At 58.6% G+C, this 25,765-nt stretch carries 24 protein-coding genes; 16 read left to right on the top strand and 8 right to left on the bottom strand.

All coding sequences use genetic code 11. The features are described 5' to 3' along the window. Positions 1 to 49 precede the first annotated feature (49 nt). Entirely contained in the window at positions 50 to 628 is a 579-nt protein-coding gene (locus tag GOW98_RS09885; protein WP_170331504.1) for a TetR/AcrR family transcriptional regulator, read from the top strand. Here the strand turns inward: GOW98_RS09885 and kynU are convergent. Then, complete coding sequence (gene kynU / locus GOW98_RS09880) at positions 621 to 1,814, bottom strand: kynureninase (protein WP_170331503.1); 1,194 nt, start codon at positions 1,812 to 1,814, stop codon at positions 621 to 623. The two genes, GOW98_RS09885 and kynU, sit on opposite strands and share 8 nt — an antisense overlap. A gap of 172 nt (positions 1,815 to 1,986) precedes the next feature. On the opposite strand from kynU, the gene GOW98_RS09875 reads away from it, so the two are divergent. The 7 genes from GOW98_RS09875 to GOW98_RS09845 all read left to right on the top strand — a co-directional run bounded on the left by GOW98_RS09875 (position 1,987) and on the right by GOW98_RS09845 (position 9,863). Then, positions 1,987 to 2,436 carry a methyltransferase family protein gene (locus tag GOW98_RS09875; RefSeq protein WP_170331500.1) on the top strand — a complete coding sequence of 150 codons (450 nt, stop codon included), beginning with the start codon at positions 1,987 to 1,989 and terminating at the stop codon, positions 2,434 to 2,436. A gap of 129 nt (positions 2,437 to 2,565) precedes the next feature. Then, positions 2,566 to 4,137, top strand: coding sequence for a Re/Si-specific NAD(P)(+) transhydrogenase subunit alpha (locus GOW98_RS09870; RefSeq protein ID WP_170331498.1), 1,572 nt, complete (start codon positions 2,566 to 2,568; stop codon positions 4,135 to 4,137). A gap of 13 nt (positions 4,138 to 4,150) precedes the next feature. Continuing rightward, entirely contained in the window at positions 4,151 to 5,605 is a 1,455-nt protein-coding gene (locus GOW98_RS09865) for an NAD(P)(+) transhydrogenase (Re/Si-specific) subunit beta (RefSeq protein ID WP_170331496.1), read from the top strand. A gap of 84 nt (positions 5,606 to 5,689) precedes the next feature. Then, positions 5,690 to 6,046 carry a VOC family protein gene (locus GOW98_RS09860; protein ID WP_170331493.1) on the top strand — a complete coding sequence of 119 codons (357 nt, stop codon included), beginning with the start codon at positions 5,690 to 5,692 and terminating at the stop codon, positions 6,044 to 6,046. Between the two features lie 106 nt (positions 6,047 to 6,152). Next, on the top strand, positions 6,153 to 7,430 hold the full coding sequence (locus tag GOW98_RS09855; protein WP_170331491.1) for a DUF3422 family protein: 1,278 nt from the start codon (positions 6,153 to 6,155) through the stop codon (positions 7,428 to 7,430). A 69-nt stretch (positions 7,431 to 7,499) separates the two neighbouring features. Next, on the top strand, positions 7,500 to 8,642 hold the full coding sequence (locus GOW98_RS09850; protein WP_367646828.1) for an MFS transporter: 1,143 nt from the start codon (positions 7,500 to 7,502) through the stop codon (positions 8,640 to 8,642). Positions 8,643 to 8,699: 57 nt separating this feature from the next. Beyond that, on the top strand, positions 8,700 to 9,863 hold the full coding sequence (locus tag GOW98_RS09845) for a M20 aminoacylase family protein (RefSeq protein ID WP_170331489.1): 1,164 nt from the start codon (positions 8,700 to 8,702) through the stop codon (positions 9,861 to 9,863). 41 nt (positions 9,864 to 9,904) lie between these two features. Here GOW98_RS09845 and GOW98_RS09840 read toward each other — a convergent pair whose 3' ends face one another. Together GOW98_RS09840 and moaA are read right to left on the bottom strand one after the other, a co-directional pair. Then, positions 9,905 to 11,227: a 3-deoxy-D-manno-octulosonic acid transferase gene (locus GOW98_RS09840; RefSeq protein ID WP_170331487.1), complete on the bottom strand. Its 1,323-nt coding sequence runs from the start codon at positions 11,225 to 11,227 to the stop codon at positions 9,905 to 9,907. A gap of 1 nt (position 11,228) precedes the next feature. Then, positions 11,229 to 12,236: a GTP 3',8-cyclase MoaA gene (moaA, locus tag GOW98_RS09835; RefSeq protein WP_170331485.1), complete on the bottom strand. Its 1,008-nt coding sequence runs from the start codon at positions 12,234 to 12,236 to the stop codon at positions 11,229 to 11,231. Positions 12,237 to 12,326: 90 nt separating this feature from the next. On the opposite strand from moaA, the gene GOW98_RS09830 reads away from it, so the two are divergent. Beyond that, the gene (locus tag GOW98_RS09830) at positions 12,327 to 12,743 is read left to right on the top strand and encodes a hypothetical protein (protein ID WP_170331484.1); all 417 of its coding nucleotides are present in this window, start codon (positions 12,327 to 12,329) and stop codon (positions 12,741 to 12,743) included. Here GOW98_RS09830 and GOW98_RS09825 read toward each other — a convergent pair. The 4 genes from GOW98_RS09825 to glmU are packed head-to-tail and all read right to left on the bottom strand — an operon-like array spanning position 12,731 to position 17,144. Further along, on the bottom strand, positions 12,731 to 13,417 hold the full coding sequence (locus tag GOW98_RS09825) for a DNA alkylation repair protein (RefSeq protein WP_170331482.1): 687 nt from the start codon (positions 13,415 to 13,417) through the stop codon (positions 12,731 to 12,733). The two genes, GOW98_RS09830 and GOW98_RS09825, sit on opposite strands and share 13 nt — an antisense overlap. Positions 13,418 to 13,421: 4 nt before the next feature. Further along, positions 13,422 to 13,961, bottom strand: coding sequence for a pyridoxamine 5'-phosphate oxidase family protein (locus tag GOW98_RS09820; protein WP_170331480.1), 540 nt, complete (start codon positions 13,959 to 13,961; stop codon positions 13,422 to 13,424). Positions 13,962 to 13,964: 3 nt separating this feature from the next. Next, positions 13,965 to 15,785 (bottom strand): glutamine--fructose-6-phosphate transaminase (isomerizing), encoded by a 1,821-nt coding sequence (gene glmS, locus GOW98_RS09815; protein ID WP_170331478.1) that lies wholly within the window; start codon positions 15,783 to 15,785, stop codon positions 13,965 to 13,967. 3 nt (positions 15,786 to 15,788) lie between these two features. Next, on the bottom strand, positions 15,789 to 17,144 hold the full coding sequence (glmU, locus tag GOW98_RS09810) for a bifunctional UDP-N-acetylglucosamine diphosphorylase/glucosamine-1-phosphate N-acetyltransferase GlmU (protein ID WP_170331958.1): 1,356 nt from the start codon (positions 17,142 to 17,144) through the stop codon (positions 15,789 to 15,791). A gap of 134 nt (positions 17,145 to 17,278) precedes the next feature. Between glmU and GOW98_RS09805 the strand changes: the two genes are divergently transcribed. From GOW98_RS09805 to GOW98_RS09795, 3 genes are all read left to right on the top strand, one after another. Then, on the top strand, positions 17,279 to 17,950 hold the full coding sequence (locus tag GOW98_RS09805; RefSeq protein ID WP_170331475.1) for an HAD-IA family hydrolase: 672 nt from the start codon (positions 17,279 to 17,281) through the stop codon (positions 17,948 to 17,950). Between the two features lie 39 nt (positions 17,951 to 17,989). Continuing rightward, positions 17,990 to 19,180, top strand: a complete 1,191-nt coding sequence (locus GOW98_RS09800) for a DegT/DnrJ/EryC1/StrS family aminotransferase (RefSeq protein ID WP_170331473.1) — start codon at positions 17,990 to 17,992, stop codon at positions 19,178 to 19,180. A gap of 165 nt (positions 19,181 to 19,345) precedes the next feature. Continuing rightward, positions 19,346 to 20,509, top strand: a complete 1,164-nt coding sequence (locus GOW98_RS09795) for an isovaleryl-CoA dehydrogenase (protein WP_170331471.1) — start codon at positions 19,346 to 19,348, stop codon at positions 20,507 to 20,509. Positions 20,510 to 20,559: 50 nt separating this feature from the next. Here GOW98_RS09795 and GOW98_RS09790 read toward each other — a convergent pair whose 3' ends face one another. After that, positions 20,560 to 21,159 carry an OmpW/AlkL family protein gene (locus tag GOW98_RS09790; protein WP_170331470.1) on the bottom strand — a complete coding sequence of 200 codons (600 nt, stop codon included), beginning with the start codon at positions 21,157 to 21,159 and terminating at the stop codon, positions 20,560 to 20,562. A 136-nt stretch (positions 21,160 to 21,295) separates the two neighbouring features. Here GOW98_RS09790 and GOW98_RS09785 point away from each other — a divergent pair, with 136 nt between their 5' ends. Genes GOW98_RS09785 through GOW98_RS09770 form a run of 4 tightly spaced genes read left to right on the top strand, consistent with a single transcriptional unit; the run spans position 21,296 to position 25,762 of the window. Further along, positions 21,296 to 22,819 (top strand): AMP-binding protein, encoded by a 1,524-nt coding sequence (locus GOW98_RS09785; protein WP_170331469.1) that lies wholly within the window; start codon positions 21,296 to 21,298, stop codon positions 22,817 to 22,819. Continuing rightward, positions 22,816 to 23,733, top strand: coding sequence for a hypothetical protein (locus tag GOW98_RS09780; protein ID WP_170331468.1), 918 nt, complete (start codon positions 22,816 to 22,818; stop codon positions 23,731 to 23,733). Before GOW98_RS09785 ends, GOW98_RS09780 begins: the two co-directional genes overlap by 4 nt. Beyond that, positions 23,733 to 25,337, top strand: a complete 1,605-nt coding sequence (locus tag GOW98_RS09775) for a carboxyl transferase domain-containing protein (RefSeq protein ID WP_170331467.1) — start codon at positions 23,733 to 23,735, stop codon at positions 25,335 to 25,337. Before GOW98_RS09780 ends, GOW98_RS09775 begins: the two co-directional genes overlap by 1 nt. Then, positions 25,337 to 25,762, top strand: a complete 426-nt coding sequence (locus GOW98_RS09770) for an ASCH domain-containing protein (protein ID WP_170331466.1) — start codon at positions 25,337 to 25,339, stop codon at positions 25,760 to 25,762. Before GOW98_RS09775 ends, GOW98_RS09770 begins: the two co-directional genes overlap by 1 nt. Positions 25,763 to 25,765 lie beyond the last annotated feature (3 nt).

The following is a 25,765-nucleotide window of genomic DNA, read 5'->3' as shown; positions in this document are numbered from 1 at the left end:
GTCAGTATGTCAATTGACAAAATAAACAAAAACTGTCACCACTTCAGGCATGACGGAAACAGTTGACGATTCACGGCAAAAGGCGATCCTGAACTCCGCTTTTCAGGCCTTTGCCACTTATGGATTTCGAAAAACCTCAATGGATGACATAGCGCGCGGGGCGGGAATGTCCCGGCCAGCTGTGTATCTGCACTTTAGGAACAAAGAGGCGATCGTCAGCAAACTGACCGAATTTTACTACGCTGAAAAAAGCGTGGCAGTCGCCGAGGCTCTGGCGACACCGGGATCGGTGCCCGAGGTTCTAACCCGCGCGATACAGGCCCAGACCGAGGGGATGGCGGCGATTTTGGCTTCGCCTCACGGGCTTGAGATTCTGGACAACACCAAGTCCATGGCGGTCGAGATCATCTCGGAAGGTGAGGCGAGGCTGGCGGGCCTTTATGCCGATTGGTTGACGCAACAGGCGCAAGCTGGACGGGTGCGTCTGTTGGCCGATGCGGCTGAGATCGGTCGGACGATCACAGCCACGCTCAAGGGGCTCAAACTGATCGGGGCAGGGGCTGAAGTCTATGAACAGCAGGTCGCGCAGGTTGCGGCGCTGATCGGAGCGGGGTTGGAGGTCAGGTAACCCGCTGGCGCACCTTGTATTCCGGTGCGTCCCACAAACGGTTCTGCATGATGTCAGTCAGGATTTCGACGGCGCGTTCCGCATCCTGTTCGTCTATATAAAGCGGCGTGAAGCCAAACCGCATGATATCGGGTGCGCGAAAATCTCCGATCACGCCGCGGGCAATCAAGGCCTGCATGGCGGCGTATCCATCAGCAAACCGGAATGAGACCTGACTGCCGCGCAGATTCGGATCGCGCGGGCTGGCCAGTTCCAGCTCGGGGCAGGAGGCTTCGACGCGGGCGATGAACAACTCGGTCAGGTTGATAGACTTGGCGCGCACATCCGCCATGTCGGCCATGTCCCAGATATCCATCGCTGCCGACAAAGCGGTCATTTGAATGATCGGAGGGGTTCCGACCCGCATCCTCTCGATCCCGCTGCCGGGACGATAGTCCAGATCAAAGGCGAAGGGCGCTTCGTGCCCCAACCAGCCCGAAAGGGCGGGGCGCACGTGGTCGGCCAGACGCGGGGCGACATATATGAAGGCAGGCGCGCCAGGGCCTCCGTTCAGGTATTTGTAAGTACAGCCCACCGCGAAATCGGTGTTACAACCGGAGAGGTCCACCGGAATTGCGCCTGCGGAATGGGCCAGATCCCAGACAGTCACCGTCCCGTTGGCATGGGCCAGTTCGGTCAGCGCTTTCATGTCGTGCATCCGGCCGCTGCGATAGTCGACCTCGGTCAGCATCAGGACGGCGACGTCTTCGGTGATGTGAGCGGCCACGTCCTCGGGTGCGACAACCCGCAATTCGTAATCCGGCCCAAGCGAGCGCAACAGACCATCCACGATATACAGGTCGGACGGGAAGTTGCCGCTGTCCGACAGCACGACCTTGCGGTCCGGACACAGTTCAAGGGCCGAAGCCACGGCTTGGTACACTTTGATCGACAGAGTGTCGCCGGTCACGACCGTGCCGGGCTCTGCGCCGATCAACCGACCGATACGGTCGCCCAGCCCGGTCGGCAGTGCCATCCACCCGGCTTTGTTCCAGCCGGTGATCAGCATCTGACCCCATTCCTTGACCAGCATGTCATTCACCCGGTCGCTGGCGGCGCGTGGTAGCGGACCCAACGAGTTGCCGTCTAGGTAAATGACGCCCTCGGGCAGATCGAACATGGCTTTGGTCGCGGCAAAATCGGTCATCTGGAGCTCATCCGTTTGTGTCACGGTACGGTGGTTGTCTTCGGCCTATCCGATCCGCAATTGCCTGTCCATTGATGCGACATACTGAGCTTTTGCCAATCTGTTCCGAAAGCGATAGGAAAGCGCCCAGAAGCGACACAGCTTTACGTTTCGTCAACTGCGGGGAATGAACATGCGCCGGATCGACATACCGCCTGTCTGGCTTGTCGGGTTTGCTTTGCTGGCTTGGCTTCAGGCGCGCCATTTTTCACTGGGGCTGTCCCTGGACAGCGGCCTGACAGATCTGCTGAGCGGCATCCTGATTGGTGGCGGTATCTTGTTTGCGGTGCTGGCAATTGTCGAATTTCGCCGCCACAAAACAACGGTCATTCCACATGAAACGCCTTCGTCGCTGGTGCAATCAGGCATTTACACCCGCAGTCGCAACCCGATCTATGTGGGCGATGTTTTGATCTTGGCCGGTCTGGTTCTGCGGTTTGATGCAGTGCTGTCTCTGGTTTTGGTTCCTGTCTTCGTATGGGTGTTGGAACGCCGCTTCATCCTGCCGGAAGAAGACCGCCTGCGCCGTACGTTTCGCGCGGATTTCGCCCGGTACGAACGTAAGACTCGCCGGTGGATTTAGAATGGCCAAGATCATGACACCACGTAACGATTGCTGCGCTTGCGAAATAATGTTGCGCAGGATACATGTTTGCTGAACGAACATAACCGACCACGCGCTCGGATCGAGTGAGAATTAGGGGGACTGCCAGTGAAGATAGGCACACCAAAGGAAATACTGGACGGTGAAAACCGGGTCGCAATGACCCCGGATTCGGCCGTGCAGTTGCAGAAACTGGGCTATGAATGCGCCATCGAAAAAGGGGCTGGTGCTGCTGCCGGCTTCTCGGACGAGGCCTATGAGGCCGCAGGCGTCGAGATCGTAAAAACCGCTGCGTCGCTGTGGAAAAACTCTGACATCATTGCCAAAGTTCGGATCCCGACTGAGACCGAGCTGAAGCGTCTGACCAAAGGCAAGACCTTAATTTCATTCTTCAACCCGGCGGGCAATGAAGAAGGGATGGAACTGGCCAAGTCCAAGGGTGCCAACGTCATCGCGATGGAGATGGTGCCACGGATTTCCCGTGCCCAGAAGATGGACGCGCTGTCCTCGATGGCCAACATCGCGGGTTACCGCGCGGTGATCGAGGCAGGTAATAACTTTGGTCGGTTCTTCACCGGTCAGGTGACGGCGGCCGGTAAGGTGCCGCCCGCCAAGGTGTTGATCGTCGGCGCCGGTGTGGCCGGTCTGGCGGCGATCGGGACCTCGACTTCGCTGGGTGCGATCACCTACGCCTTCGACGTGCGCCCGGAAGTGGCCGAGCAGGTCGAATCTATGGGGGCTGAGTTCGTCTATCTGGACTTTGAAGAAGACCAGCAGGATGGCGCAGCGACCGGTGGTTACGCCTCGGTTCAGTCCGAAGAATTCCGCAATGCGCAGTTGGCCAAGTTCCGTGAACTGGCGCCTGAGATGGACATCGTCATCACCACGGCGCTGATCCCCAACCGCGAAGCGCCCGAGCTTTGGACCAAGGATATGGTCGAAAGCATGAAGCCGGGCTCGGTCATTGTTGACCTTGCGGCGGAAAAAGGCGGCAACTGCAAGCTGACCGTACCGGATGAGAAGATCGTGACCGACAATGGCGTGACCATCATCGGCTATACCGACTTCCCCAGCCGGATGGCGGCGCAGTCCTCGTCTCTGTACGCGACCAACATCCGCCACATGATGACTGACCTGACGCCCGAGAAAGACGGTCAGATCAATCACGACATGGAAGATGACGTGATCCGCGGCGCGACCGTGACCCATGAGGGTGAGATCACCTTCCCGCCGCCGCCGCCGAAAGTGCAGGCAATCGCGGCGCAGAAAAAACCGGAAGTCAAAGAACTGACCCCGGAAGAGAAAAAGGCGCAAGAGATAGCCGCCTTCAAAGCGCAGACCAAGCAGCAGTTTACGCTGCTGGGTGTAGGTGGCGCGTTGATGCTGTTGGTGGGGCTGATCGCTCCGGCCAGCTTCATGCAGCACTTCATCGTTTTCGTGCTGGCGATCTTCGTGGGCTTCCAGGTGATCTGGAACGTCTCGCACAGCTTACATACTCCGCTGATGGCGATCACCAACGCGATCTCGTCGATCATTATCGTTGGGGCTTTGATGCAGATCGGATCGGGATCGTTCCTGGTCATCCTGCTGGCGGCGCTGTCCGTCTTCATGGCCGGGATCAACATCTTCGGCGGCTTCCTCGTAACCCGGCGCATGCTCGCCATGTTCCAGAAATCTTAAGGAGGCCGGGCACATGGAATTTGGCTTCACTACTGCCGCCTACGTCGTTGCGGCTGTTCTGTTCATCCTTTCGCTCGGTGGTCTGTCGAACCAGGAAAGCGCCAAGCGCGCGGTCTGGTATGGCATCGTCGGCATGGCGCTGGCGGTCTTTGCCACGCTGGTCGGTCCGGGTTCGGGCCTGTGGCTGCTGTCGCTGCTGCTGATCATCGGCGGCGGTCTGATCGGTCAATATGTGGCGCAGCGCGTGCAGATGACCGAGATGCCGCAGCTTGTGGCTGCGATGCACTCGCTGGTCGGTCTGGCGGCTGTATTCGTAGGCTTCAACGCACATTTTGAGATCGGCAACGTGGCGCAGGTCATGGCCATTGCCGACAGCGCGAAAGAGGCGGACCTGAGCGATCTGGGCGCTTTCGCCAAGCTTATCGCCAAGAAGACATCCGCCGAACTGGCGATCCTGCATGTCGAGCTGTTCCTGGGCATCTTCATCGGTGCGATCACCTTTACCGGCTCGGTCGTGGCTTATGGCAAGCTGGCCGGTAAGGTGACCTCGGCGGCGACCAAGCTGCCGGGCGGCCATGCGCTGAATGCAGCGGCGGCTGGTCTCTCGCTGATCTGCCTGATCTGGTACACCGCATCGGGCGGCTTCTTCCCGCTGTTCCTGATGACGCTGGCGGCTCTGTTCATCGGCTATCACCTGATCATGGGCATCGGCGGTGCCGACATGCCGGTGGTTGTGTCGATGCTGAACAGCTACTCGGGCTGGGCCGCGGCGGCTATCGGCTTCTCGCTGGGCAACGACCTGCTGATCGTGGTTGGTGCGCTGGTGGGCTCGTCCGGTGCTATCCTGTCCTACATCATGTGTAAAGCGATGAACCGTCACTTTGTCAGCGTGATCCTGGGCGGCTTTGGTGGCCCACAGGGTGAGCAGATGGCCGTGGAAGGTGAGCAGGTTGCCATCGACGCCGACGGCGTTGCGGCTGCTCTGAATGACGCCGACAGCGTGATCATCATTCCGGGCTACGGCATGGCGGTGGCGCAGGCACAGCAGTCGGTCAGCGAACTGGTCCGCAAGCTGCGTGCCAAGGGCAAAGAGGTGCGCTTTGCGATCCACCCCGTTGCGGGTCGTCTGCCGGGCCACATGAACGTTCTGCTGGCCGAGGCGAAGGTGCCGTACGACATCGTTCTGGAAATGGACGAGATCAACGACGACTTCCCGGATACGGATGTGGCTATCGTGATCGGGTCGAACGACATCGTGAACCCTGCGGCACAGGAAGACCCCAACAGCCCCATCGCCGGCATGCCGGTTCTGGAATGCTGGAAGGCCAAGCAGGTGTTTGTATCGAAACGTGGTCAGGGCACCGGGTATTCGGGCATCGAAAATCCGCTGTTCTTCAAAGAGAACACCCGCATGTTCTACGGCGATGCCAAGCAATCGCTGGACAAGCTGCTACCGATGATCGACTGATCAAGGCTGCAACCAACATCAAAGGCGCCCCACCCGGGCGCCTTTTTTCGTTTTGCTGTAGGCTGTGGGTGCAGGAGGTGAATTATGGAGAAAGTGAACGGCATAGGCGGCGTGTTTTTTCGCGCCCGTGATCCTGAAGCGTTGAGCAAGTGGTACGAAACGCACCTTGGCGTCAATCACTACGACCCGGTGCCCTGGAAGCAGCGTGAGGGGTACACGGTTTTTGCCCCATTCGCGCAGGATACAGAGTATTTTGGACGAGCCGAGCAGCAATGGATGATCAATTTCCGTGTCAATAATCTGGCCGCCATGATCACACAATTGCAGGCCGCCGGGATCACGGTTGAAACCCGAGAGGAATGGGACAGTGAGGTTGGAAAATTTGCTCGCATTCACGACCCTGAGGGCAATCCGATCGAGCTGTGGCAGCCAAATCAATGACATAGCAGAAGTGTATACTTTTGTATTCATGTAAGTATATGAAATAAAAAGAGAATTGATGTATTTCCGGTGTCCCGTATAGTGCCGGGATGAATCGGAGCCCTGTATGACGCCCATCGACGACCATCCCCTGCGCTATGCTTTGGCCAATGAGCTGCACGCACGCCCTTTTCCAGTCGCAGGAACGCCGTGCACCGTGGCCTTTCTGGCAATCAAAAAGCCCGAGGCCGCGGCAGCACGGGATCGGGATGAGGATCTGGCCCATCTGATCAACCTGTTGGATCGGCATGGCGCGCAACACCCTCAACCTCAGGCCACTCACTACGCAGGACAGATCGGTCGCCATTGGTTGAAATGGGAACAGCATACCGAGTTCGTGACCTACACCGCGATCACGCAAAACGTCAGTGACCGGCCTTTTAACCCGGCTGATTTCGAGGTTTTTCCGCCTGATTGGTTGATGGCCAGCCCCGGCCAGAGAGTGACCTCGGCGATGATCCGAGTGGTCGAACGGCGAGAGGATGACTCGGTTCAGGCGGCTTTGGCGGATTGGTTCGAGCCCGAAAGCCTAGCTGTGGCGCGGGTTCTGGACGACGCGGCTATTTGCGCTTGCGACTTCCGCATCGATCCGGCTGGTCACATGCGGTTTGCGCTGTTTGTGACCAAGGGTTCTGGGCGGCGCAGGACCGGGCGTATTATTCAGCGCCTGTGTGAGATCGAGACCTACAAGGCGATGTCAATGCTGGGGTTCGCGCGGGTCAAACAACTGACTCCCCGCATCGGCGAGTTGGACAGCAGGCTGACCGGGTTGATGGGGCAGATGACCGACAACTCGGCCCATCCGGACCAATTGCTGCCCGATCTTCTGTCTACCTCGACCGAACTGGAAACTCTCTCGGCCCAGTGTTCTTTCCGGTTCGGGGCCACAGGGGCATATGAGGCGATTGTGAACCAACGGATCGAAGTGCTGCGGGAGGAGCGATTCGAGGGCCGTCAGAGCTTCGCCGATTTCATGATGCGCCGTTACGATCCAGCCATGCGCACAGTGAAGGCCACGGAACGACGCCTGCAGGCACTGTCCGATCGGGCCATTCGGGCCGGGGAACTGTTGCGTACGCGGGTAGACGTGGAACGTAGCGCGCAGAATCAGGCGCTGTTGGAAAGCATGGATCGCCGCGCCGATCTGGCCCTGCGTTTGCAGCACACGGTCGAGGGGCTCTCGGTCGTGGCAATCAGTTATTATGCGGTCTCGTTGGCCAGTTATGTGCTGTACCCGTTGACCAAAGCTGGGATCAGTAAGGGGATGTTGACTGCCGCAGTGACGATCCCGGTGGTTCTGGCGGTTTGGTTCGCGATCCGACAAATCCGCAAACGGCTGGAGTGATCTGCATTTGCCAATCCGCCCCCAACCTGTAGAACAGGGGCGAGTGACGCTGTCTTCAAAGGAAACCCGGTGATCGGACTTGTGGCCGCGTGGCGGGCCGTGGCTGCCATGTTCATCCTCAACGGTGCGCTGTTCGGCATCTGGGCGTCTCGTATCCCCGCCGTGCGCGACCGATTGGACCTGACGCATGAGGCGCTGGGCTATGGCCTGTTGTTTATGGCCGCGGGGGCAGTGTGTTCCTTTCCGGTGACCGGGCGGTTAACCGACCGGTTTGGCGCCGTTGCGCTGACGCGGGTCATTGCGGTTCTCTACACGCTGTCGCTGATCCTGCTGGCCATGGCGGGCGGGTTCTGGACGCTGGCGGCGTTCCTGTTTGTGTTCGGGGCCTTTCATGGCTCGATGGACGTGGCTATGAACGCCTGGGCTGCCGAGGTGGAACTGGCCTACCGCAAGCCCGTCATGTCCTCGTTCCACGCGATGTGGAGTCTTGGGGCCGGGCTGGGCGCGCTCAGCGGATATGGCGCGGTGCAGATGGGGCTGACGGTTATGCAGCACTTTTTGCTGGCTGGTGGTGTCGTCGTGGCCTTGGCGCTGGCCCTGTCCTGGGTACGCTGGTCGTCCCGCAAGGCGGCGTCGCATGGGGGCGCTGTTCTTGCCTTGCCCTCTGGCGCGCTGATCCTTGTGGGCTTTACCGCCCTGTGCGGCGCATTGGGCGAAGGCGCCGTTGCGGATTGGAGCGCGATCTTTCTGCGCGACGTGACCGGAGCGGCGGAAAGTGTCGCGGCCCTCGGGTACGCAGTTTTTTCCGTGACAATGGTGGCTTTCCGTTTGGCCGGGGGCTTTGTGATCTCACGCTTTGGCCCCGTTGCAACCGCCCGATTCGGTGGCGTTTGCGCGGCGTTGGGCGTACTGGGGGTTGTTTCGGCAGGCGAGGCTGGGCTGGCACTCGCGGGGTTTGCGCTGATGGGCGTTGGTTATGCCGTCATCATGCCGCTGGCCTTTAGCCGGGCCGCCAGTGATCCGCACGTACCGCCTGGGCGGGCCATCGCCAGTGTGGCGACACTCGGTTACGGAGGGCTGCTGATTGGCCCGCCGCTTATTGGGTTTCTGGCAGAGATGCTTACATTACGACTGGCGTTCACGGCTTTGCTGCCTTTGGCCATTCTGATTGTCCTGTTAGCAGGCGCGCTGCGGCCTGCGCCTTTGGATTGACGCCAAAAATGCACGCCGGGGTGAACCTCGGTCACAAGAACAAAATGGGAGATGACCATGCCGATCAAAAATCGCTTCGCCGAGTTGCAAGGTGAAATCACCGAATGGCGCCGCGACATTCATGAAAACCCCGAAATCCTGTTTGAAACGCATCGCACAAGTGCACTGGTCGCGGACAAACTGAGGGAGTTCGGATGTGACGAGGTTGTGACGGGCATTGGCCGCACAGGTGTTGTCGGTGTCATCAAGGGCAAGGTCGATACGGGCGGCAAGGTGATCGGACTGCGGGCCGACATGGACGCGCTGCCGATCCTTGAGGCGACGGGGCTGGACTATGCCTCAAAGACCGAGGGTGCGATGCACGCTTGTGGCCATGATGGGCACACGGCGATGTTGCTGGGGGCGGCGAAATACCTCTCGGAGACGCGGAATTTCGATGGGACGGTTGTGGTGATCTTCCAGCCAGCGGAAGAGGGCGGCGGCGGTGGCCGCGAGATGTGCGAAGATGGCATGATGGACCGCTGGGGTATTCAGGAAGTTTACGGTATGCACAACTGGCCCGGTCGGCCCGTGGGCAGTTTCGCCATTCGTCCGGGCGCGTTTTTTGCTGCCACCGATCAGTTCGATATTACATTCGAAGGCAAAGGTGGTCACGCAGCCAAGCCGCATGAAACTGTCGATACCACAGTGATGGCCGCACAGGCGGTATTGGCGTTGCAAACGGTTGCGGCGCGCAATGCGGATCCGGTCGATCAAGTTGTGGTCTCGGTAACGTCCTTTGAGACCTCGTCCACTGCCTTCAACGTGATCCCGCAAACGGTGCAGTTGAAAGGGACTGTTCGCACGATGAGCCGAGAGATGCGCGATCTGGCAGAGAAACGCATCAAGGAGATTTGCAACGGTGTGGCTGCGACATTTGGTGGGGCCGCCGAGGTGACATATTACCGAGGCTATCCGGTGATGGTGAACAGTGACGCGCAGACCGATTTCGCCGCTGATGTGGCACGCTCCGTATCGGGCAGTTGCGATGAGGCGCCGTTGATCATGGGGGGCGAGGATTTTGCCTTTATGCTCGAAGAACGTCCCGGTGCGTATATTCTGGTCGGCAATGGCGACACGGCGGCGGTGCATCATCCCGAATACAATTTCAACGACGAGGCTATTCCGGCTGGGTGCAGTTGGTGGGCAGAAATTGTTGAGCAGCGGATGCCTGCGGCTTGACGGACAGGGCGGGGGCTCTGCCCCCGCACCCCAGGATATTTTTAGCCAGATGAAGTTGGATCTCGGTCAGACAGGCTGAGTTGGCTGCAGAGCGTTTCGACGATTGCATCCAGCGCGGATTTTTGCGTGTTCACGCAGGATTTTGCGGCTTTGCGTGCTGTATCCAAGGCGTTTTGGTCCGACAGCCAGGTTGCTACGGCGGCGGTCAGGTCTTCGGCGGATTGGACTTGCAGCGCTCCTCCGGATTCGATCAGCGGGGCAAAGGTTTCAGCAAAGTTGAAATAGCCCGTGCCAGTGATCACGGCGGCTCCGGCTTGGGCAGGTTCGAACGGGTTATGGCCGCCGATCTCTTTTAAGGAACCGCCCAGAAACACGACGGGACAGAGGGCGTACCAGGTGCCGGTCTCGCCCAAAGTGTCCGCCACGTAGATTTGTGTTTCTTCGGCGATCTGATCTCCGGTTGACCGGAGCGCTGCGTTTTGTCCAGCTTGCTCAATCAGCGCGACCACGTCTTTGCGGCGCTCGGGGTGGCGGGGGATCAAAAGCAACAGCAGATTGGGCCAGCGTTTGAGCAATTCCGCATGAGCTGCCAGAACGATTTCCTCTTCCCCCGCATGGGTGGAACTGGCGATCCAGACGGGGCGATCTCCGATCTGTGCGCGGATGTCCGATAGCGTGGGCTCATCCACGGGCAGCGGGTCGGACATTGCCTTCAGGTTCGTGCCGGGCTGAACTCTTTCCACGCGTGCGCCCATGTCGATCAGGTTTCTGGCCGTCTTGTCGTTCTGCGTCAGGAACAAGCGGAAGTGGTCGAGAATGAAGCGTGCCGTGTCGGGGCGTTTCTTCCAACCTTCAACGGATTTGTCCGAAAGGCGGGCGTTGAGCAGGGCCAGCGGGATGCCACGGGTCGCGCCTTCGACGATCAGGCGCGGCCAGATTTCGCTTTCGACAAAGATACCGGCATCGGGGCGCCAATGAGCCAGAAATCGCCGGACAGGGCCGGGCATGTCGAGGGGCGGGTATTGGTGGCGCGCGCGGGGCGGCATGCGCTTTTCGATCAGTGCGGCCGAGGTGGGGGTGCCCGAGGTAATCAGAAACTCGGCATCGGGTAGACTCTCGCCTAGCCGTTTGATCAGGCTAATCACCGACAAGGTTTCGCCGACACTGGCTGCGTGGAACCAGATTAGACGACCGTCGGGGCGGGGCAGGCTGGCGTGGCCTAGGCGTTCTTGCTGTCGGATTGCGGGTACATCGGCGGCCTGCAGCTTTTTTCGCACCGTGCGCCAGACGAGCGGACCAGCAACGGCGGTCAGGCCGCAATACAGGTGATAGAGCAGTGTCGACCGACCCGGTTGATCCGGCATGTCAGCCGCCCGTGTGGCTCATGTGACGGCTCATCTGGCCATCAACCGCCTGACGGGAATAGTCGAAATCATGGCCCTTGGGCTTGAGGTTGATCGCCGCGCGGATTGCGTCTTCGAGCGGTTGCTCGGTGTCGGGATGATCACGCAGAGCGCCGCGCAAGTCGGCCATGTCCTCTTGGCCGAGGCACATGAACAACTCACCGGTGCAAGTCAGGCGCACGCGATTGCAGCTTTCGCAGAAGTTATGCGACAGCGGCGTGATGAAACCGATTTTTTGGCCGGTCTCCTCCAGCCGTACATAACGTGCGGGGCCACCGGTGCGCTCGGCCAGATCGGTCACGGAATAGTGGTTTTCGTATTCCTTACGCACGTCTTTCAGCGACCAGTATTGGTCCAACCGATCCTCGTTGCCGATATCGCCCATGGGCATGACCTCGATCCAGGTCAGATCCATGTCACGTTCGGCACACCATTTTGTGATGGCGGGCAGTTCTTCTTCGTTGAAGCCCTTCAGGGCCACCGCGTTGATCTTGATCCGCAACCCGGCCTTTTGTGCAGCATCAATGCCGTTCAATACCTGATTCAGGCGACCCCAGCGGGTGATCTGGGCAAATTTATCTTCGTCCAGCGTATCCAGCGAGATATTCACCCGCCGCACGCCCGCTGCATAGAGATCATCGGCAAAGCGGTGCAGCTGCGAGCCGTTGGTGGTCAGCGTCAGCTCTTTCAACGCGCCGCTGTCCAGATGCCGGGTCATGCTGTTGAAAAAAGTCATGATATTGCGGCGTACAAGGGGTTCGCCACCGGTGATGCGCAGTTTCTCAACACCCATTTTCACGAAGGTGGTGCACATCCGGTCCAGCTCTTCCAGCGTCAGCAGGTCTTTCTTCGGCAGGAACTTCATGTCCTCGGACATGCAGTACACACAGCGGAAATCGCAGCGGTCCGTGACGGATACGCGGAGATAGGTAATCGCACGGGCGAACGGGTCGATAAGCGGAGCAGTCATGCGATATAGGTAAAGCCGGGACATGTCTGCGACAAGGGCGAAGTTTCCTTTGCGCTGGTACAGATGCGCGCAGGGCGGTAGGCTGTCGCCATGAGATATACGCTTTTGACTTTGTGCGTTCTGGTCGCGGGATGCGACACCGTACGATCGACGACAGACCGTGTGTTTGGGGGTGACGAAAAGCCCGCCGAGGCCGAAGAGGTTGTGGTCGAAACGCCGGTTGAGTCGGAACCCTTGCCGGCCACTGCCGCCGGTTGGGTCGGGGCAAAGACCACCATTGCCGGGTTGGGTGACCCGACGACGCCGGGCCGTTGGCTGCAGACGCCGCTGGTTGATACCGAATTCACCGGTCGCGTGGTTGTGCCGAAAACCGGATCGCAGGCTTATATTACCTTGGTTCCCGCGCCGGGGCCGGAGGGTGGCGGCAGCCGATTGTCGCTGGACGCAATGCGAGCCTTGTTGTTGCCGTTCGACGAGTTGGTTGAGCTTGAGGTCTATTCCAACTGATCTTTCAGGTATTTCCCGGCTTCGCGTCGGGCAAAGGGTTTCAATGCCTCGCCGTGTGAGGCCAGAAAGGAAATCACGCGATCCGGGTCGTGTTTCGACAATTCACGCAGCCACCATGCAATGGCCTTTTGGATGAACCAATCGCGGTCAGGGACATAGCCCGCCGCCCAGCCAAGGATACGGTCGCGCCGCGCCAGATCGTCGGGTTTGGGGTGGTTCTGTTTCGTCCACGGGAGCGTGGCCACCAGTACCCCGCGTCGCGCCCACATGTCATCGGACGTCGTCCAGACTTCGACCTGATCCAGCCGGGACGGATCGGCGGACAGGCGTTTCTGCATAGCCATGCAGGCGTGATCGGCCACCGCCCATGCATCGAAATCCGGCAGCCAGCTTTGCAATAGTTCCCAGACCGCGTCATCGGGGCGAATGCGGGCCTGTGTCAGCAGTTTGGCTGCGGCCAGACGGCCCTCGTGGATGTTGGTCTGCCAGAGTGCATCTGCAAGTTCCACGCGCGCAGCCACGTCCAGTTCCTGACGCCAGGCTTTGGTCAGGTCATTCAACATCGGATTTCCGACGCCCAGATAAGGACGATCGGCCTTGTGATAAGCCGCCATCTGCTCAGCGCGCTCGGCATCCGCATGCGCCTTGATCTGTTCCAAATAGGTGCTCAACATCGTACTAGTCGGCGCGGGTTGGTTTGCCGTCGATGGTCTGCTGGTTCTTTTCCACCCAATAGGCGCGGATATCGTCGTCCGACTTGCCGTCCACCCATTTCTGCATGGTGTCCCGATCGGACTGATACTCCATGAACGGCACCGCATAGCCGCAAGAGGTCTGAACCAGATCAATCTCCAGGTCATAGATCTGTCGCGCGCTGCGGTGGTCTGGGAATAGATCGGCCAGCTCATCCCAGCCCGCGTCCCCCACGTGCAACGTGCGCGCGGTCCCATAGGTGCGCAGGATCAGAGGGCGGGTGGTGAAGGAGCACCACATCAGCGTCATGCGATTGGTTTCCAGCAAATGACCAGCGGTTTCATTTCCGCTGCCGGTCAGGTTCATCCAAACAATCCTGTTCGGTCCCAGAACACGCAGCGAATCCATTCCCTTGGGCGAAATGTTCACCCGCCCGTCAAGTGCCGCAGTGCCGACGAAGAAGATGTGCTGATCTGCGATGAACTTGCGCTGGGTTTCATCCAGTTCTGGGAATTGCTTGGCCATGCTTCACTCCACCGTGACGGATTTCGCCAGATTGCGTGGCTGGTCCACATCCGTGCCCTTGGCCACCGCCGTATGATAGGCCAGCAACTGCGCTGGAACCGAATAAAGGATCGGGGCAAGGCTGGCGTGGATGTGGGGCATTCGGATCGTGCTCCAGACACCGTCTTTGGCGTCGGCAATGCCTTCATCGTCCGAAACCAGAATGACCTTGCCCTTGCGTGCCATCACCTCTTGCATGTTCGAAACGGTCTTGTCGAAAACCGCATCGCGTGGGGCCATGACGATCACGGGCATATGCTTGTCGATCAAGGCTATGGGGCCGTGTTTTAGTTCGCCTGATGCATAACCTTCGGCGTGGATATAGCTGATTTCCTTGAGTTTCAGCGCACCTTCCATGGCCAGCGGGTACATCAGGCCGCGGCCCAGAAACAGCACGTCGCGCGCCTCAGACAGGCGTTGGGCGGATTTCTTGATGGCCCGGTTCTGATCTAGCGCAGCGTTGAGGGCCGTCGGCAGCCCGCGCAGCGCAGCTGAGTGATCGGCCAGTTCTTCGTCGGTCATGGTTCCCCGGTCCGCTGCGGCCTTGAGTGCCAGCATCAGCAAAACGCTCAGCTGGCAGGTGAAGGCCTTAGTCGAAGCCACACCGATCTCAACCCCGGCGTGGATCGGCAGAGCCAGATCGCTTTCCCGCGCGATCGAGCTTTCAGGAACATTGACAACTGATACGATTTTGTCAGCTTTGCCCTCGCAATAGCGCAGAGCGGCCAGCGTATCCGCGGTTTCGCCCGACTGGCTGACGAACAATGCTGCTGTGCGGTCGGGGATCGGAGGTTCGCGATAGCGGAACTCGCTGGCGATATCGACTTCGACGGGAATCTTAGCCAGTTGTTCGAACCAGTATTTTGCGGTCAGACAGGCATAAAAGGCGGTGCCACAAGCAACCATGGTCAGGCGGTCAAGATTGGCGAAGTCCAACTCACCTGGCAGGACGACTTTGCTCGCACCGGTAGGCAGGTAGGACCGGATCGCTTCGGCCACCACCACGGGTTGCTCGGCAATCTCCTTGGCCATGAAGTGCTTGTGACCGCCCTTGTCGGCCCGCGTCTGATCCAGTTTGATCTTGCGGGTTTCACGGTTGGCCAACTCTCCGGCCTCGTTGCGGATTTCCAGCGACGTGCGGGTCAGCACCGCCCGGTCGCCTTCTTCAAGATAGGTTATGCGGTCAGTCAGCGGTGCCAGAGCAATCGCGTCCGAGCCCACGAACATCTCGCCATCCCCATGCCCGATGGCCAGAGGTGAACCTTTGCGGGCAGCAACAATCAGGTCGTCCTCTCCATCGAAAAGAAAGGCAAGCGCAAAGGCGCCCTGGAGGCGGTCGATTGTCTTAAAAGCTGCGTCTACAGATGAAAATCCACTGTTAAGGTAGTGCTCGGCCATCAAAGCCACGGTTTCGGTGTCCGTTTCAGTAACGAAATCAACGCCGTGTTCAGCCAGTTCCGCCCGCAACTCGCGGTAATTCTCGACGATGCCGTTATGTACGACTGCCACAGGGCCAGCTTTGTGAGGGTGTGCGTTCGTGACCGAGGGTGCGCCGTGGGTTGCCCAACGAGTGTGCCCGATCCCGGACTTTCCGCGCAGCGGGTTATGTACCAGAAGATCGCTTAGATTCACCAGTTTGCCTACGGCCCGGCGTCGCCCTAGAGCACCATTGTCAATGGTCGCGATGCCAGCGCTGTCATACCCGCGATATTCCAGTCGTTTCAAAGCCTCGACCAGAATTGGGGCGGCTTCATGCTGTCCCAGTACACCTACAATACCACACATGAATTACGCTCCTTTATCTTTGCGCGCTTTTTTCGCCTTCAACATTTCAACCAATTTTTTTGCATAACCCGGCTTGTTGCCTTGCCGTGCGCGACCCATGGCCAATGCATCGGGTTCAACGTCGCGCGTCACAACAGTTCCCGCCGCCGTCATCGCACCATTGCCCAGAGAAACTGGTGCCACCATCAAGGTATTTGACCCAACAAAGACATTCTCTCCAATGACCGTACGGTGCTTCAATACGCCGTCGTAATTGCAGGTAATTGTGCCTGCGCCAATATTCGAGGCTGCACCTACCGAGGCATCACCGACATAGCTGAGATGATTGACCTTGGCACCTTCGGCGATTTCTGAATTTTTGATCTCGACAAAATTCCCAATGCGCGTGTTTTCACCCAGTTCGGCACCTGGGCGCAGGCGGGCAAAGGGACCTACGATCGCACCGCGACTGACGTGGCAGTCTTCAAAATAAGAAAAAGACCGGATCGTTGCGCCGCTTTCGATTGTAACGCCGGGGCCAAAGACAACATTGGGTTCAATTACCGTATCTCTACCAATGACAGTGTCGGCTGCCAGATAAACGGTTTCGGGGGCCATAAGTGTGACACCAAGCTCCAAAAGAGTGGCGCGGGCGCGGCTCTGAAATTCGGCATCCGCTGCAGCCAGATCAGCCCGCGAGTCCACGCCAAGAGTTTCGGATTCGTCGCATTTGATAGCGGTTGCTGTCAGGCCTCTTGCATTGGCTATCGCTACAATTTCAGTGAGATAAAATTCACCTGACGCATTTTCATTGCTGACCTGGTCAATAAGATCGAACAACAGCTTGGCATCACAAGTCAGCAGACCGCTATTGGTGAAGCGAATAGCCCGCTGTTCTTCATTGGCTTCCTTATATTCGACGACCTTTACCAACTTGTCACCATCCATAATTAGACGGCCGTACCGGGGTTGCACTTGGGCAATGTCGAACCCCAGCATCACCAGATCGTGTGAGGCGCGGGCTTCGATCATGCGTTGTAGGGTATCGGGTTCGATAAAAGGTGTGTCGCCATACAAAACGATTACATTGCCTTCGAAATCGGACAGAGCATCGCGTGCCTGCATGACAGCATGGGCGGTGCCCAGTTGTTCTTCCTGGCGGACAACGATTGCGGATTCGTCCTCTGCGATTGCGACTTTCTCAACTGCTTCTGCACCGTGCCCGGCTACAATCACAGTGCGTTCCGGTGATAGGCTAGCCCCGGCGCGCATGGCGTGAACCAGCATGGGGGTTTGGGCAATGGGATGCAGAACTTTGGGGATATCCGAATGCATCCTGGTGCCTTTTCCAGCGGCAAGGATGACAAGGGCAATGCTCATGAAATCGATTTCTCTTTGTGTTTTGTTGCCGTCCGTTTTATCCGCTGAGGTCAAAGGCGCAAGCGGTTCAGCCATCAAACAAGATTGCCGTTTGCAACACGACACGGCAAAAACCCGCCGAGGCAGGAGGCACAATGCGCACGGTAATCTTCGATCTGGACGGAACTCTGGCCGATACGTCTGGTGATTTGCTGGCCGCGGCGAACCACTGTTTTCGCCAGATGGGACACGGAGATGTGCTGGTGCACGAAGAAGACGCCGCGGTTGCGCTGCGGGGCGGGCGGATGATGCTAACGCATGGGCTCAAGCGGGTAGGGGCCTATGACGAGGAGACCGTCCACGCTTACTATCCGACGCTGCTCGAGGCGTATTCGCAGGCCATCGACACCCATACGCAGTTCTACCCCGGCGCACTGGACGCGGTCGAGGTTTTACGGACCGCAGGCTACGGTGTGGGCATCTGCACCAACAAGCCTGAGGCACTGGCCCATCAGTTGCTGACCCAGATGGGGGTGCGGGATGCGTTTGCCTCTCTGATCGGCGCCGACACGCTTCCGGTGCGCAAGCCGGACCCGGAGCCTTTGCGTGAAGCCGCGCGCCGGGCGGGTGGGCATCCGGATCTGTGTGTGCTGATCGGAGATTCAGATACCGACCGCAACACGGCGCGTGCGGCTGGGGTGCCCTCGGTTCTGGTAACATTCGGCCCGTCCGGCGATGACATGGCCGCGTTGGAGCCCGAAGCCTTGCTGCATCACTTCGATGATCTGCATTCAGTGGTCGAAGGGCTGATCGGTGCGGCTGCGTGATCCCTTGACCCTAGACCCGTGCAGCGTCAGAACAAGCTTATGACCGAGACATTTACTGGCAGCTTCACCCAGCAGGAACCTATCCCCGAAGAGGCGATTGAGGCGGCAATGGCCGTGCTGCGCCACGGGCGACTACATCGTTACAACGTCGCCCCTGGAGAGTTGGGGGAGACCGCTCTGTTGGAACAGGAATTTGCGGCGCAGATGGGGGCAAAATACTGTCTTGCGGTGTCCTCCGGCGGCTATGCACTGGCGACGGCGTTGCGGGCGGTCGGGGTGCAGCCCGGCGATCTGGTGCTGACGAACGCCTTCACGCTGGCCCCGGTCCCAGGGGCGATTGCCTCGGTCGGTGCGCGCCCGATCTTTGTGGGCGTGACCGAGAGCCTAACCATTGATCTGGACGATCTCGAGGCCAAGCTGGATCAGGCGCGGGTGCTGATGCTCAGCCATATGCGCGGGCATCTGTGTGACATGGATCGGCTGATGCAGATGTGCGATGCTGCGGGTGTCATCGTGATCGAGGATTGCGCCCATACGATGGGTGCCGCGTGGCGCGGGCAGCTTTCCGGTAGGCAGGGGGCAATCGGGTGTTATTCCTGTCAGACCTACAAGCACGTCAATTCCGGTGAAGGCGGTTTGCTGATCACCGATGACGAAGAATTGGCGGCCAAGGCGACGATGCTGTCTGGGTCGTATATGCTGTATGAACGCCACCTTGCCGCGCCGGGGCCTGAGGTGTTTGAACGCATCAAGTACACCACTCCGAATGTGTCTGGTCGCATGGACAATCTGCGCGCTGCTATTCTGCGTCCGCAACTGAGGGATTTGGATCGGCAGGTTCGGCGTTGGAATGAGCGATACGATGAGATTGCGGCAGGATTGCGCGGAACGCCGGGTCTGACCATTGTCGAGCGCCCCGAGGAAGAAACCTATGTAGGGTCGTCCATCCAATTTCTGTTGCTTGACTGGTCGCCGGAGCGCATTGCCGAGGTGATCCGACGTTGTGCCGTGCGTGGGGTGGAGCTCAAATGGTTCGGTGGGGCCGAGCCGACTGGGTTTACGTCCCGCTATGACAGTTGGCGCTATGCGGACAGTGCGCCTATGCCAGCCAGTGATCGCATTCTGGCAGGTATCATGGACATGCGTGTGCCACTGACCTTTTCGCTGGAGGATTGCTGCCTGATTGCGCGCATCATTCGGTCCGAGGTTGGTGCGGTCTATCAATCCTAATCCAATTGAGTGCATCTGCGGTGCACGCTCTTTTTGACAGCCGCCCTTTGGGGCGGCTGTCCGCATTTTGGGTGGGCGAGTCGATCAGGGTCGTTGACCAGATGCAATCCGGCTGATATCAGTTTATTGAACGTGTGTTCATTTATGCGAAGGAGGAGATCGCGTATGTTCACGGCCACAATGCAATTTGATCTGGGCGAAGACGTGAATGCCCTGCGTGAGATGGTGCATCGCTGGGCGCAGGATCGGGTCAGGCCGATGGCGGCCGAGGTCGACAAATCCAACGCTTTTCCCAATGAGTTGTGGAAAGAGATGGGCGATCTCGGGTTGCTTGGGATCACGGTGTCTGAGGAGTACGGCGGGGCGGGGATGTCATACCTGGCCCATACTGTTGCGGTCGAGGAGGTCGCGCGTGCCTCTGCCTCGGTTTCGCTGTCTTACGGGGCGCATTCGAATCTGTGCGTCAACCAGATCAAGCTGAATGGAACCGATGAGCAGAAGGCGAAGTATCTGCCGCGCCTGATCTCAGGCGATCATGTGGGTGCTTTGGCTATGTCCGAGGCATCTGCGGGATCTGACGTGGTGTCGATGAAATTGCGCGCGGAAAAGCGCAACGATCATTACCGGCTGAACGGCAACAAGTACTGGATCACCAACGGGCCGGACGCGGATACGCTGGTCGTCTATGCCAAGACGGACCCGGAGGCGGGATCAAAAGGAATCACAGCCTTTCTGATCGAGAAAGAGATGAAGGGATTTTCGACCTCTCCCCATTTCGACAAGCTGGGAATGCGCGGATCGAACACGGCTGAGTTGATTTTCGAAGACGTCGAAGTGCCGTTCGAAAACGTTCTGGGCGAAGAGGGCAAGGGCGTGGCGGTTTTGATGTCGGGGCTGGACTATGAACGCGTCGTGTTGGCCGGGATCGGAACGGGCATCATGGCGGCCTGCCTGGATGAGATCATGCCCTATCTCGCCGAACGCAAGCAATTCGGCAAACCGATTGGCAGTTTTCAACTGATGCAGGGCAAGATCGCAGACATGTACACCGCGATGAATTCGGCCCGGGCCTATGTCTATGAGGTTGCCAAGGCGTGTGATCGTGGGGACGTGACCCGTCAGGACGCGGCGGCGTGTTGTCTTTACGCCTCGGAACAGGCGATGACTCAGGCACATCAGGCGGTGCAGGCGATGGGTGGAGCCGGGTTCCTGTCGGATTCCGCGGTCAGCCGGATTTTCCGAGATGCCAAGCTGATGGAGATCGGCGCGGGGACCAGCGAAATTCGTCGGATGCTGATCGGTCGGGAACTAATGAGCGAAATGCTGTGACGGAAAAACGCCCCGCAGACGAGGGAGCCGCGGGGCGTTCTTTCAAAGGATCAGAAGCGATGAACGTAGGATACGCCAACCAGCCAAGGGTCGATCTCGGCCTCGCCGATCTTGGTCCCGTTCAGCTTGACATCAGAGTCGATATCGAACCAGCGCACGTTCAGACGGATGGCGCCGTTTTCGGTGACCATGTAGTCCAAACCAGCTTGTACGGCGACACCGAGGGAGTTTTCGATTTCAAGCCCGGGCAAGTCTTCATCGAAGAAGATGGTGTAGTTCAAGCCCGCACCAACATAAGGTTTCCAGACGCTGTTGGTTGGGAAATGGTAGTTCAGAGACAAGGTGGGCGGCAGATGCTTGACGCTACCAATGTCGAGGCTTCCGCCCAAGGTAATGTCATGTTTAAACGGTGTGGCAGCGAGCAGTTCGATACCCAGGTTGTCTTGGATGAAGTACTCAGCCGTAAAGATCGGGCGAGTGTCCGCATCGACATCGACATCCAGGCCAAGGGCAGTGCCATTGTCGGATTTCGGATCAAGGTAGCCAACACCAATACCAAGGGTCCAGTCACCTTTGTTCTGGGCCATTGCGGGGGCGGCAAGCGCGACAAGCGCGGTGGAGAGCGTCAAAGCGGCGAGTGTTTTGGTCATTTTATGGCCTTTGGGTTTGTTGATGGAGCGGTTTTGCCGAACAACGAAGCCGTCAACTCTGATCTGCATCAAATTCCTGCGAGCCTGACAAAGTGTGGCCGGTCGAAAAATGTCATGAAAACAGGGAGTTTTGCGCATGCGTCCCGTTGGTGACATACCGGGTATGCGGGAATCGGGGGGCTGGGAGATCCCCAGCCGGCTCAACATGGCGCGTCAATGCCTAGCGCATCCCAGCGATACTACCGCCATCTATGACCTGACTGCAGGTTCCAACGATGTGGTCACATACGGCCAGCTTGGGCGCATGACCGACGGGATAGCGCGGGCGTTGCAAAAACAGGTTCGGCCACAAGACCGTGTGGGGGTTTTGCTCAGTCAGTCGCCGTGGTGCGCCGCAGCCCATCTGGCGATCTGGAAGCTTGGTGCAATTTCGGTGCCACTATTCAAGCTGTTTAAGCGCGATGCGCTGGCTTCTCGTGTTGGGGATGCGGGGGCAGAGGTGGTGCTGACGGATGAGGAAGGCGCAGCATTGCTGGGCGATCTGGCGGAACCGATACGGGTCGATCAGATTGCACCGTCCGATAATCCGCTACCCTTTGCCGATACCGGTCCCGAGGACCCGGCGGTCTTGATTTATACCTCGGGTACGACCGGCAGCCCGAAGGGTGCATTGCATGGGCACCGGGTTTTGACCGGGCACCTGCCGGGTGTTTCGATCAGCCATAACCATTTGCGGGACGGTGACTGCCTGTGGACACCAGCTGATTGGGCCTGGATCGGAGGGCTGTTTGACGTGCTGATGCCAGGCCTGGCGCTGGGCATCCCCGTGGTCGCGGCGCGGCTTGAGAAGTTCACGCCCGAAGCCTGCGCCGATGTGATCGCGCGCGGCGGGGTGCGGAACGTGTTCTTCCCGCCCACGGCCCTACGGATGTTGAAGGCGGCGGATCAGAGCCTCCCGGGCCTGCGTTCGGTTGCATCTGGCGGTGAACCTCTGGGGGCTGAAATGCTGGCATGGGGACAAAAGGCGTTTGGCCTGACGATAAACGAATTCTACGGCCAGACCGAATGCAACATGGTCGTGTCGTCTTGTGCCGAGGATTTCCCGGTGCGCCCCGGCTGTATCGGCAAACCGGTGCCGGGGCATGAGGTGGCGGTGATCGACGAAGACGGTCAGCCGACCAACGAGGAGGGCGATGTCGCCATCCGGCGTGGCTCGGCCTCGATGCTGCTGGAATACTGGAACCGGCCTGAGGCTACAGCCGAGAAGTTCCGTGGTGACTGGCTGATCACCGGAGACCGCGGCGTATGGGAGGGCGACTATCTGCGTTTTGTCGGCCGCGATGATGACGTGATCACCTCAGCCGGTTACCGCATCGGCCCTGCCGAAATTGAGGATTGCCTGCTGACCCACCCGGCGGTGGCAACGGTGGGCGTGGTCGGCAAACCCGACCCGCTGCGGACCGAGCTTGTGAAGGCCTATGTGGTGTTGAAACCGGGGGCTGAGACCTCGGAGCAGGAATTGCAGGACTGGGTCAAAGACCGTTTGGCGCAGTACTCCTATCCGCGTGAGGTGGCATTCTTGGAGGAGTTGCCGATGACGGTGACCGGGAAGGTGATCCGCAAGGAATTGAAGGCGCGGGCGGCGGGGGAGGTTGCATGACAAAAGAGGCTGAGACATTCGGTTTTCCTGTTTTCCAGATGATTGATCAAATGGATGTGCAGTTCTATCGTGAGTTCGATCCTTTCTACTTTTGGACCGTTGCAGAATGCGTCCATTCGGCGAAACACGCGTCAATCCGTGTGGTCGATACAGGCACTTCAGAGATACTAAGTGACCATGCTCTAATGAAAAGACTGGAGCGGTCCAGGGAAAACTACGTAAATTACTCGTCTTACCTTGTCAGAGCGCTGCGCTATTTCTGCTCAGAAACTCTAATGCTCTTGTTGTTTTCGGAGGTCGGAAAAAATCCCTTTGCGAGAGTGGCCTCAGTGATGCGAGGCGATCGGCTAATTGACCCCATCAGAAGTATCGCGCAGGGGGAAATACCAAAGGAGCACACTGTCCATTTTGGAGGCGAGATATTGTCCTTTGAAGAATGGATTTCATTTAGGGCATTCGGCTCACCCGATTACCTGAAGAACTATTCGGACACCTCCTTGTTTGAACTAGTCAAGGAAGAAGCGGTTTTGGTTTCTGAAAGAGGCGCCATCAACGCATTTAAGCACGGCAAAGCTGTATCTTTCGGAAGCGGTCTCTCATTGTCTATTGCTGATCATGAGGGGGATTACCAAGCGCTCAATGATAACATTGATGGTTTAAATTGGGTGGATTGGTTTGAAGATCGGAAAAAGAAACTGTTTTCAATATCTTTCAATACAGAAGCTCTAGTGCCCGAAATGGACAAGAAGCGAATTTTTGCGACTGGTTTGTTGATGGATGCAATCGTTGAAGTTTGCAAAGCTAAGATAAGTGGCGAGGACAACGTGACAGTCCAACTTCCATGCGAATTTCCACAGGATTCAGCCGTCAAACGCCAAAAGTTCAAGTTTAGTTTGGGCAGCAAGGACAAGTAATGAAACTCACATCCAAAGCCATATCTACCTCCGAGGGCTTCAAGGCAAACCGAACAGCCCATCTTGACGCGCTGGCGAAAATCTCCGCCGCTGCCGAAGCGGCTCGCATGGGCGGTGGTGAGAAATCCCGCGCGCGGCATGAATCTCGGGGCAAGATGCTGCCTCGGCGCAGGGTGGCGAACCTGCTCGATCCGGGGTCTTCGTTTCTGGAAATCGGCGCAACGGCGGCGCATGGGATGTATGGCGATGTCGCCCCCTGTGCCGGGGTCATCGCAGGCATTGGCCGGGTGCAGGGGCGTGAGGTCATGGTGGTGTGCAACGACGCCACCGTGAAGGGCGGTACTTATTATCCGATGACCGTCAAGAAACACCTCCGCGCGCAGGAGATTGCCGAGGAAAATCATCTGCCCTGCATTTATCTGGTCGATAGCGGCGGCGCGAACCTGCCCAATCAGGACGAGGTCTTCCCCGACCGCGACCACTTTGGCCGTATCTTTTATAACCAAGCGCGCATGAGCGCGAAGGGGATCGCTCAGATCGCCGTTGTTATGGGCTCGTGCACGGCGGGCGGAGCTTATGTGCCCGCGATGTCGGACGTGACGATCATCGTGAAAGAACAGGGCACGATCTTTCTGGCCGGGCCGCCTCTGGTCAAGGCCGCGACGGGTGAGGTCGTCAGCGCCGAGGACTTGGGTGGCGGCGACGTCCACACCCGCCTGTCCGGCGTGGCGGATTATCTGGCCGAGGATGACGCCCACGCGTTGGCTTTGGCGCGGCGGGCAGTCGGGTCGCTGAACCTGCGCAAGCCGCAGACGGTCGATTGGGCTAGCCCCGAAGATCCGGCTTATGATCCCGATGAAATCCTCGGCGTGGTCCCTGCTGACCTGCGCACACCCTATGACATACGCGAGGTGATTGCGCGTCTGGTCGATGGCTCTCGGTTCGATGAGTTCAAGCCTCGGTTCGGCGAGACGCTGGTAACTGGTTTCGCCCATGTCAAAGGCTGCCCGATCGGGATCATTGCCAATAACGGCGTGCTATTCTCCGAAGCCGCGCAGAAGGGCGCGCATTTTGTCGAGTTGTGTTCTCAGCGTCGAATTCCGCTCGTTTTTCTGCAGAACATCACAGGCTTTATGGTCGGTCGGAAATACGAAAACGAAGGTATCGCGCGGCACGGTGCCAAGATGGTGACCGCAGTGGCCACGACGAATGTGCCGAAGGTTACGATGCTGGTCGGCGGGTCCTTCGGGGCTGGTAACTACGGCATGTCGGGGCGGGCTTATCAGCCGCGGTTCCTATGGACCTGGCCAAACTCGCGGATTTCCGTGATGGGTGGAGAACAGGCTGCGGGCGTTCTGGCCACCGTCAAACGTGACGGGATCGAACGGCAAGGCGGCACGTGGTCCGCCGAAGAAGAGGCTGAGTTCAAGCGCCCGACGCTGGAAATGTTCGAGGAACAGTCCCATCCGCTCTATGCCTCGGCCCGGTTGTGGGACGATGGCATCATCGATCCGCGCAAAAGCCGCGATGTGCTGGCGCTATCGCTGAGCGCGGCGCTGAACGCCCCGATTGAGGAGACACGCTTCGGCGTGTTCAGGATGTAATGAGCATGGTTTTGAAAGATGTGCTAGCCCGCTACCCCGGCGCGCAAACCTTCAAATTTGGTGACAGTGCCAAGATGAGCGCAGAACTGCTCGGGTTAGTTCGTACGGGTAAGAAAACAGCAACCTGTGGTGCGCTGCGCGATTATCCTGAAGGTAGCCCCGAAACACCGGTTGTCGGACGGCGCGATATCGCTTTGGAATGGGACGACAGTCCGGCTGTGGTGATCGAAACACTCGAGGTCACGATCTGCCGGTTCTGCGATATGAATGAGGATTTTGCTCTGGCAGAGGGCGAAAATGAAACCCTTGAAGGATGGCGCGAGGATCACCGCAGGTATTTCGAACGCAATGGCGGGTTTGATCCTGAGATGGAGCTGCTTTGCGAGCGGTTCTATCTTGTCGAAGATTTGGCAGTTGAGGGATAAGAC

It is taken from the genome of Ruegeria arenilitoris, assembly GCF_013032445.1.
In the GTDB taxonomy this organism is placed as follows: Bacteria; Pseudomonadota; Alphaproteobacteria; order Rhodobacterales; family Rhodobacteraceae; genus Ruegeria; species Ruegeria arenilitoris_F.
The sequence above is the reverse complement of the archived record's forward strand: the minus strand, read 5'-3'. Positions and strand labels throughout refer to the sequence as shown.

Excerpts from the sequence above, each read along its gene's own strand:
- GOW98_RS09885 (WP_170331504.1), top strand. The coding sequence starts at position 50 with ATGACGGAAACAGTTGACGATTCACGGCAAAAGGCGATCCTGAACTCC.
- kynU (WP_170331503.1), bottom strand. The coding sequence starts at position 1,814 with ATGACCGATTTTGCCGCGACCAAAGCCATGTTCGATCTGCCCGAGGGC.
- GOW98_RS09875 (WP_170331500.1), top strand. The coding sequence starts at position 1,987 with ATGCGCCGGATCGACATACCGCCTGTCTGGCTTGTCGGGTTTGCTTTG.
- GOW98_RS09865 (WP_170331496.1), top strand. The coding sequence starts at position 4,151 with ATGGAATTTGGCTTCACTACTGCCGCCTACGTCGTTGCGGCTGTTCTG.
- GOW98_RS09860 (WP_170331493.1), top strand. The coding sequence starts at position 5,690 with ATGGAGAAAGTGAACGGCATAGGCGGCGTGTTTTTTCGCGCCCGTGAT.
- GOW98_RS09855 (WP_170331491.1), top strand. The coding sequence starts at position 6,153 with ATGACGCCCATCGACGACCATCCCCTGCGCTATGCTTTGGCCAATGAG.
- GOW98_RS09845 (WP_170331489.1), top strand. The coding sequence starts at position 8,700 with ATGCCGATCAAAAATCGCTTCGCCGAGTTGCAAGGTGAAATCACCGAA.
- GOW98_RS09840 (WP_170331487.1), bottom strand. The coding sequence starts at position 11,227 with ATGCCGGATCAACCGGGTCGGTCGACACTGCTCTATCACCTGTATTGC.
- moaA (WP_170331485.1), bottom strand. The coding sequence starts at position 12,236 with ATGACTGCTCCGCTTATCGACCCGTTCGCCCGTGCGATTACCTATCTC.
- GOW98_RS09830 (WP_170331484.1), top strand. The coding sequence starts at position 12,327 with ATGAGATATACGCTTTTGACTTTGTGCGTTCTGGTCGCGGGATGCGAC.
- GOW98_RS09825 (WP_170331482.1), bottom strand. The coding sequence starts at position 13,417 with ATGTTGAGCACCTATTTGGAACAGATCAAGGCGCATGCGGATGCCGAG.
- GOW98_RS09820 (WP_170331480.1), bottom strand. The coding sequence starts at position 13,961 with ATGGCCAAGCAATTCCCAGAACTGGATGAAACCCAGCGCAAGTTCATC.
- glmS (WP_170331478.1), bottom strand. The coding sequence starts at position 15,785 with ATGTGTGGTATTGTAGGTGTACTGGGACAGCATGAAGCCGCCCCAATT.
- glmU (WP_170331958.1), bottom strand. The coding sequence starts at position 17,144 with ATGAGCATTGCCCTTGTCATCCTTGCCGCTGGAAAAGGCACCAGGATG.
- GOW98_RS09805 (WP_170331475.1), top strand. The coding sequence starts at position 17,279 with ATGCGCACGGTAATCTTCGATCTGGACGGAACTCTGGCCGATACGTCT.
- GOW98_RS09800 (WP_170331473.1), top strand. The coding sequence starts at position 17,990 with ATGACCGAGACATTTACTGGCAGCTTCACCCAGCAGGAACCTATCCCC.
- GOW98_RS09795 (WP_170331471.1), top strand. The coding sequence starts at position 19,346 with ATGTTCACGGCCACAATGCAATTTGATCTGGGCGAAGACGTGAATGCC.
- GOW98_RS09790 (WP_170331470.1), bottom strand. The coding sequence starts at position 21,159 with ATGACCAAAACACTCGCCGCTTTGACGCTCTCCACCGCGCTTGTCGCG.
- GOW98_RS09785 (WP_170331469.1), top strand. The coding sequence starts at position 21,296 with ATGCGTCCCGTTGGTGACATACCGGGTATGCGGGAATCGGGGGGCTGG.
- GOW98_RS09780 (WP_170331468.1), top strand. The coding sequence starts at position 22,816 with ATGACAAAAGAGGCTGAGACATTCGGTTTTCCTGTTTTCCAGATGATT.
- GOW98_RS09775 (WP_170331467.1), top strand. The coding sequence starts at position 23,733 with ATGAAACTCACATCCAAAGCCATATCTACCTCCGAGGGCTTCAAGGCA.
- GOW98_RS09770 (WP_170331466.1), top strand. The coding sequence starts at position 25,337 with ATGAGCATGGTTTTGAAAGATGTGCTAGCCCGCTACCCCGGCGCGCAA.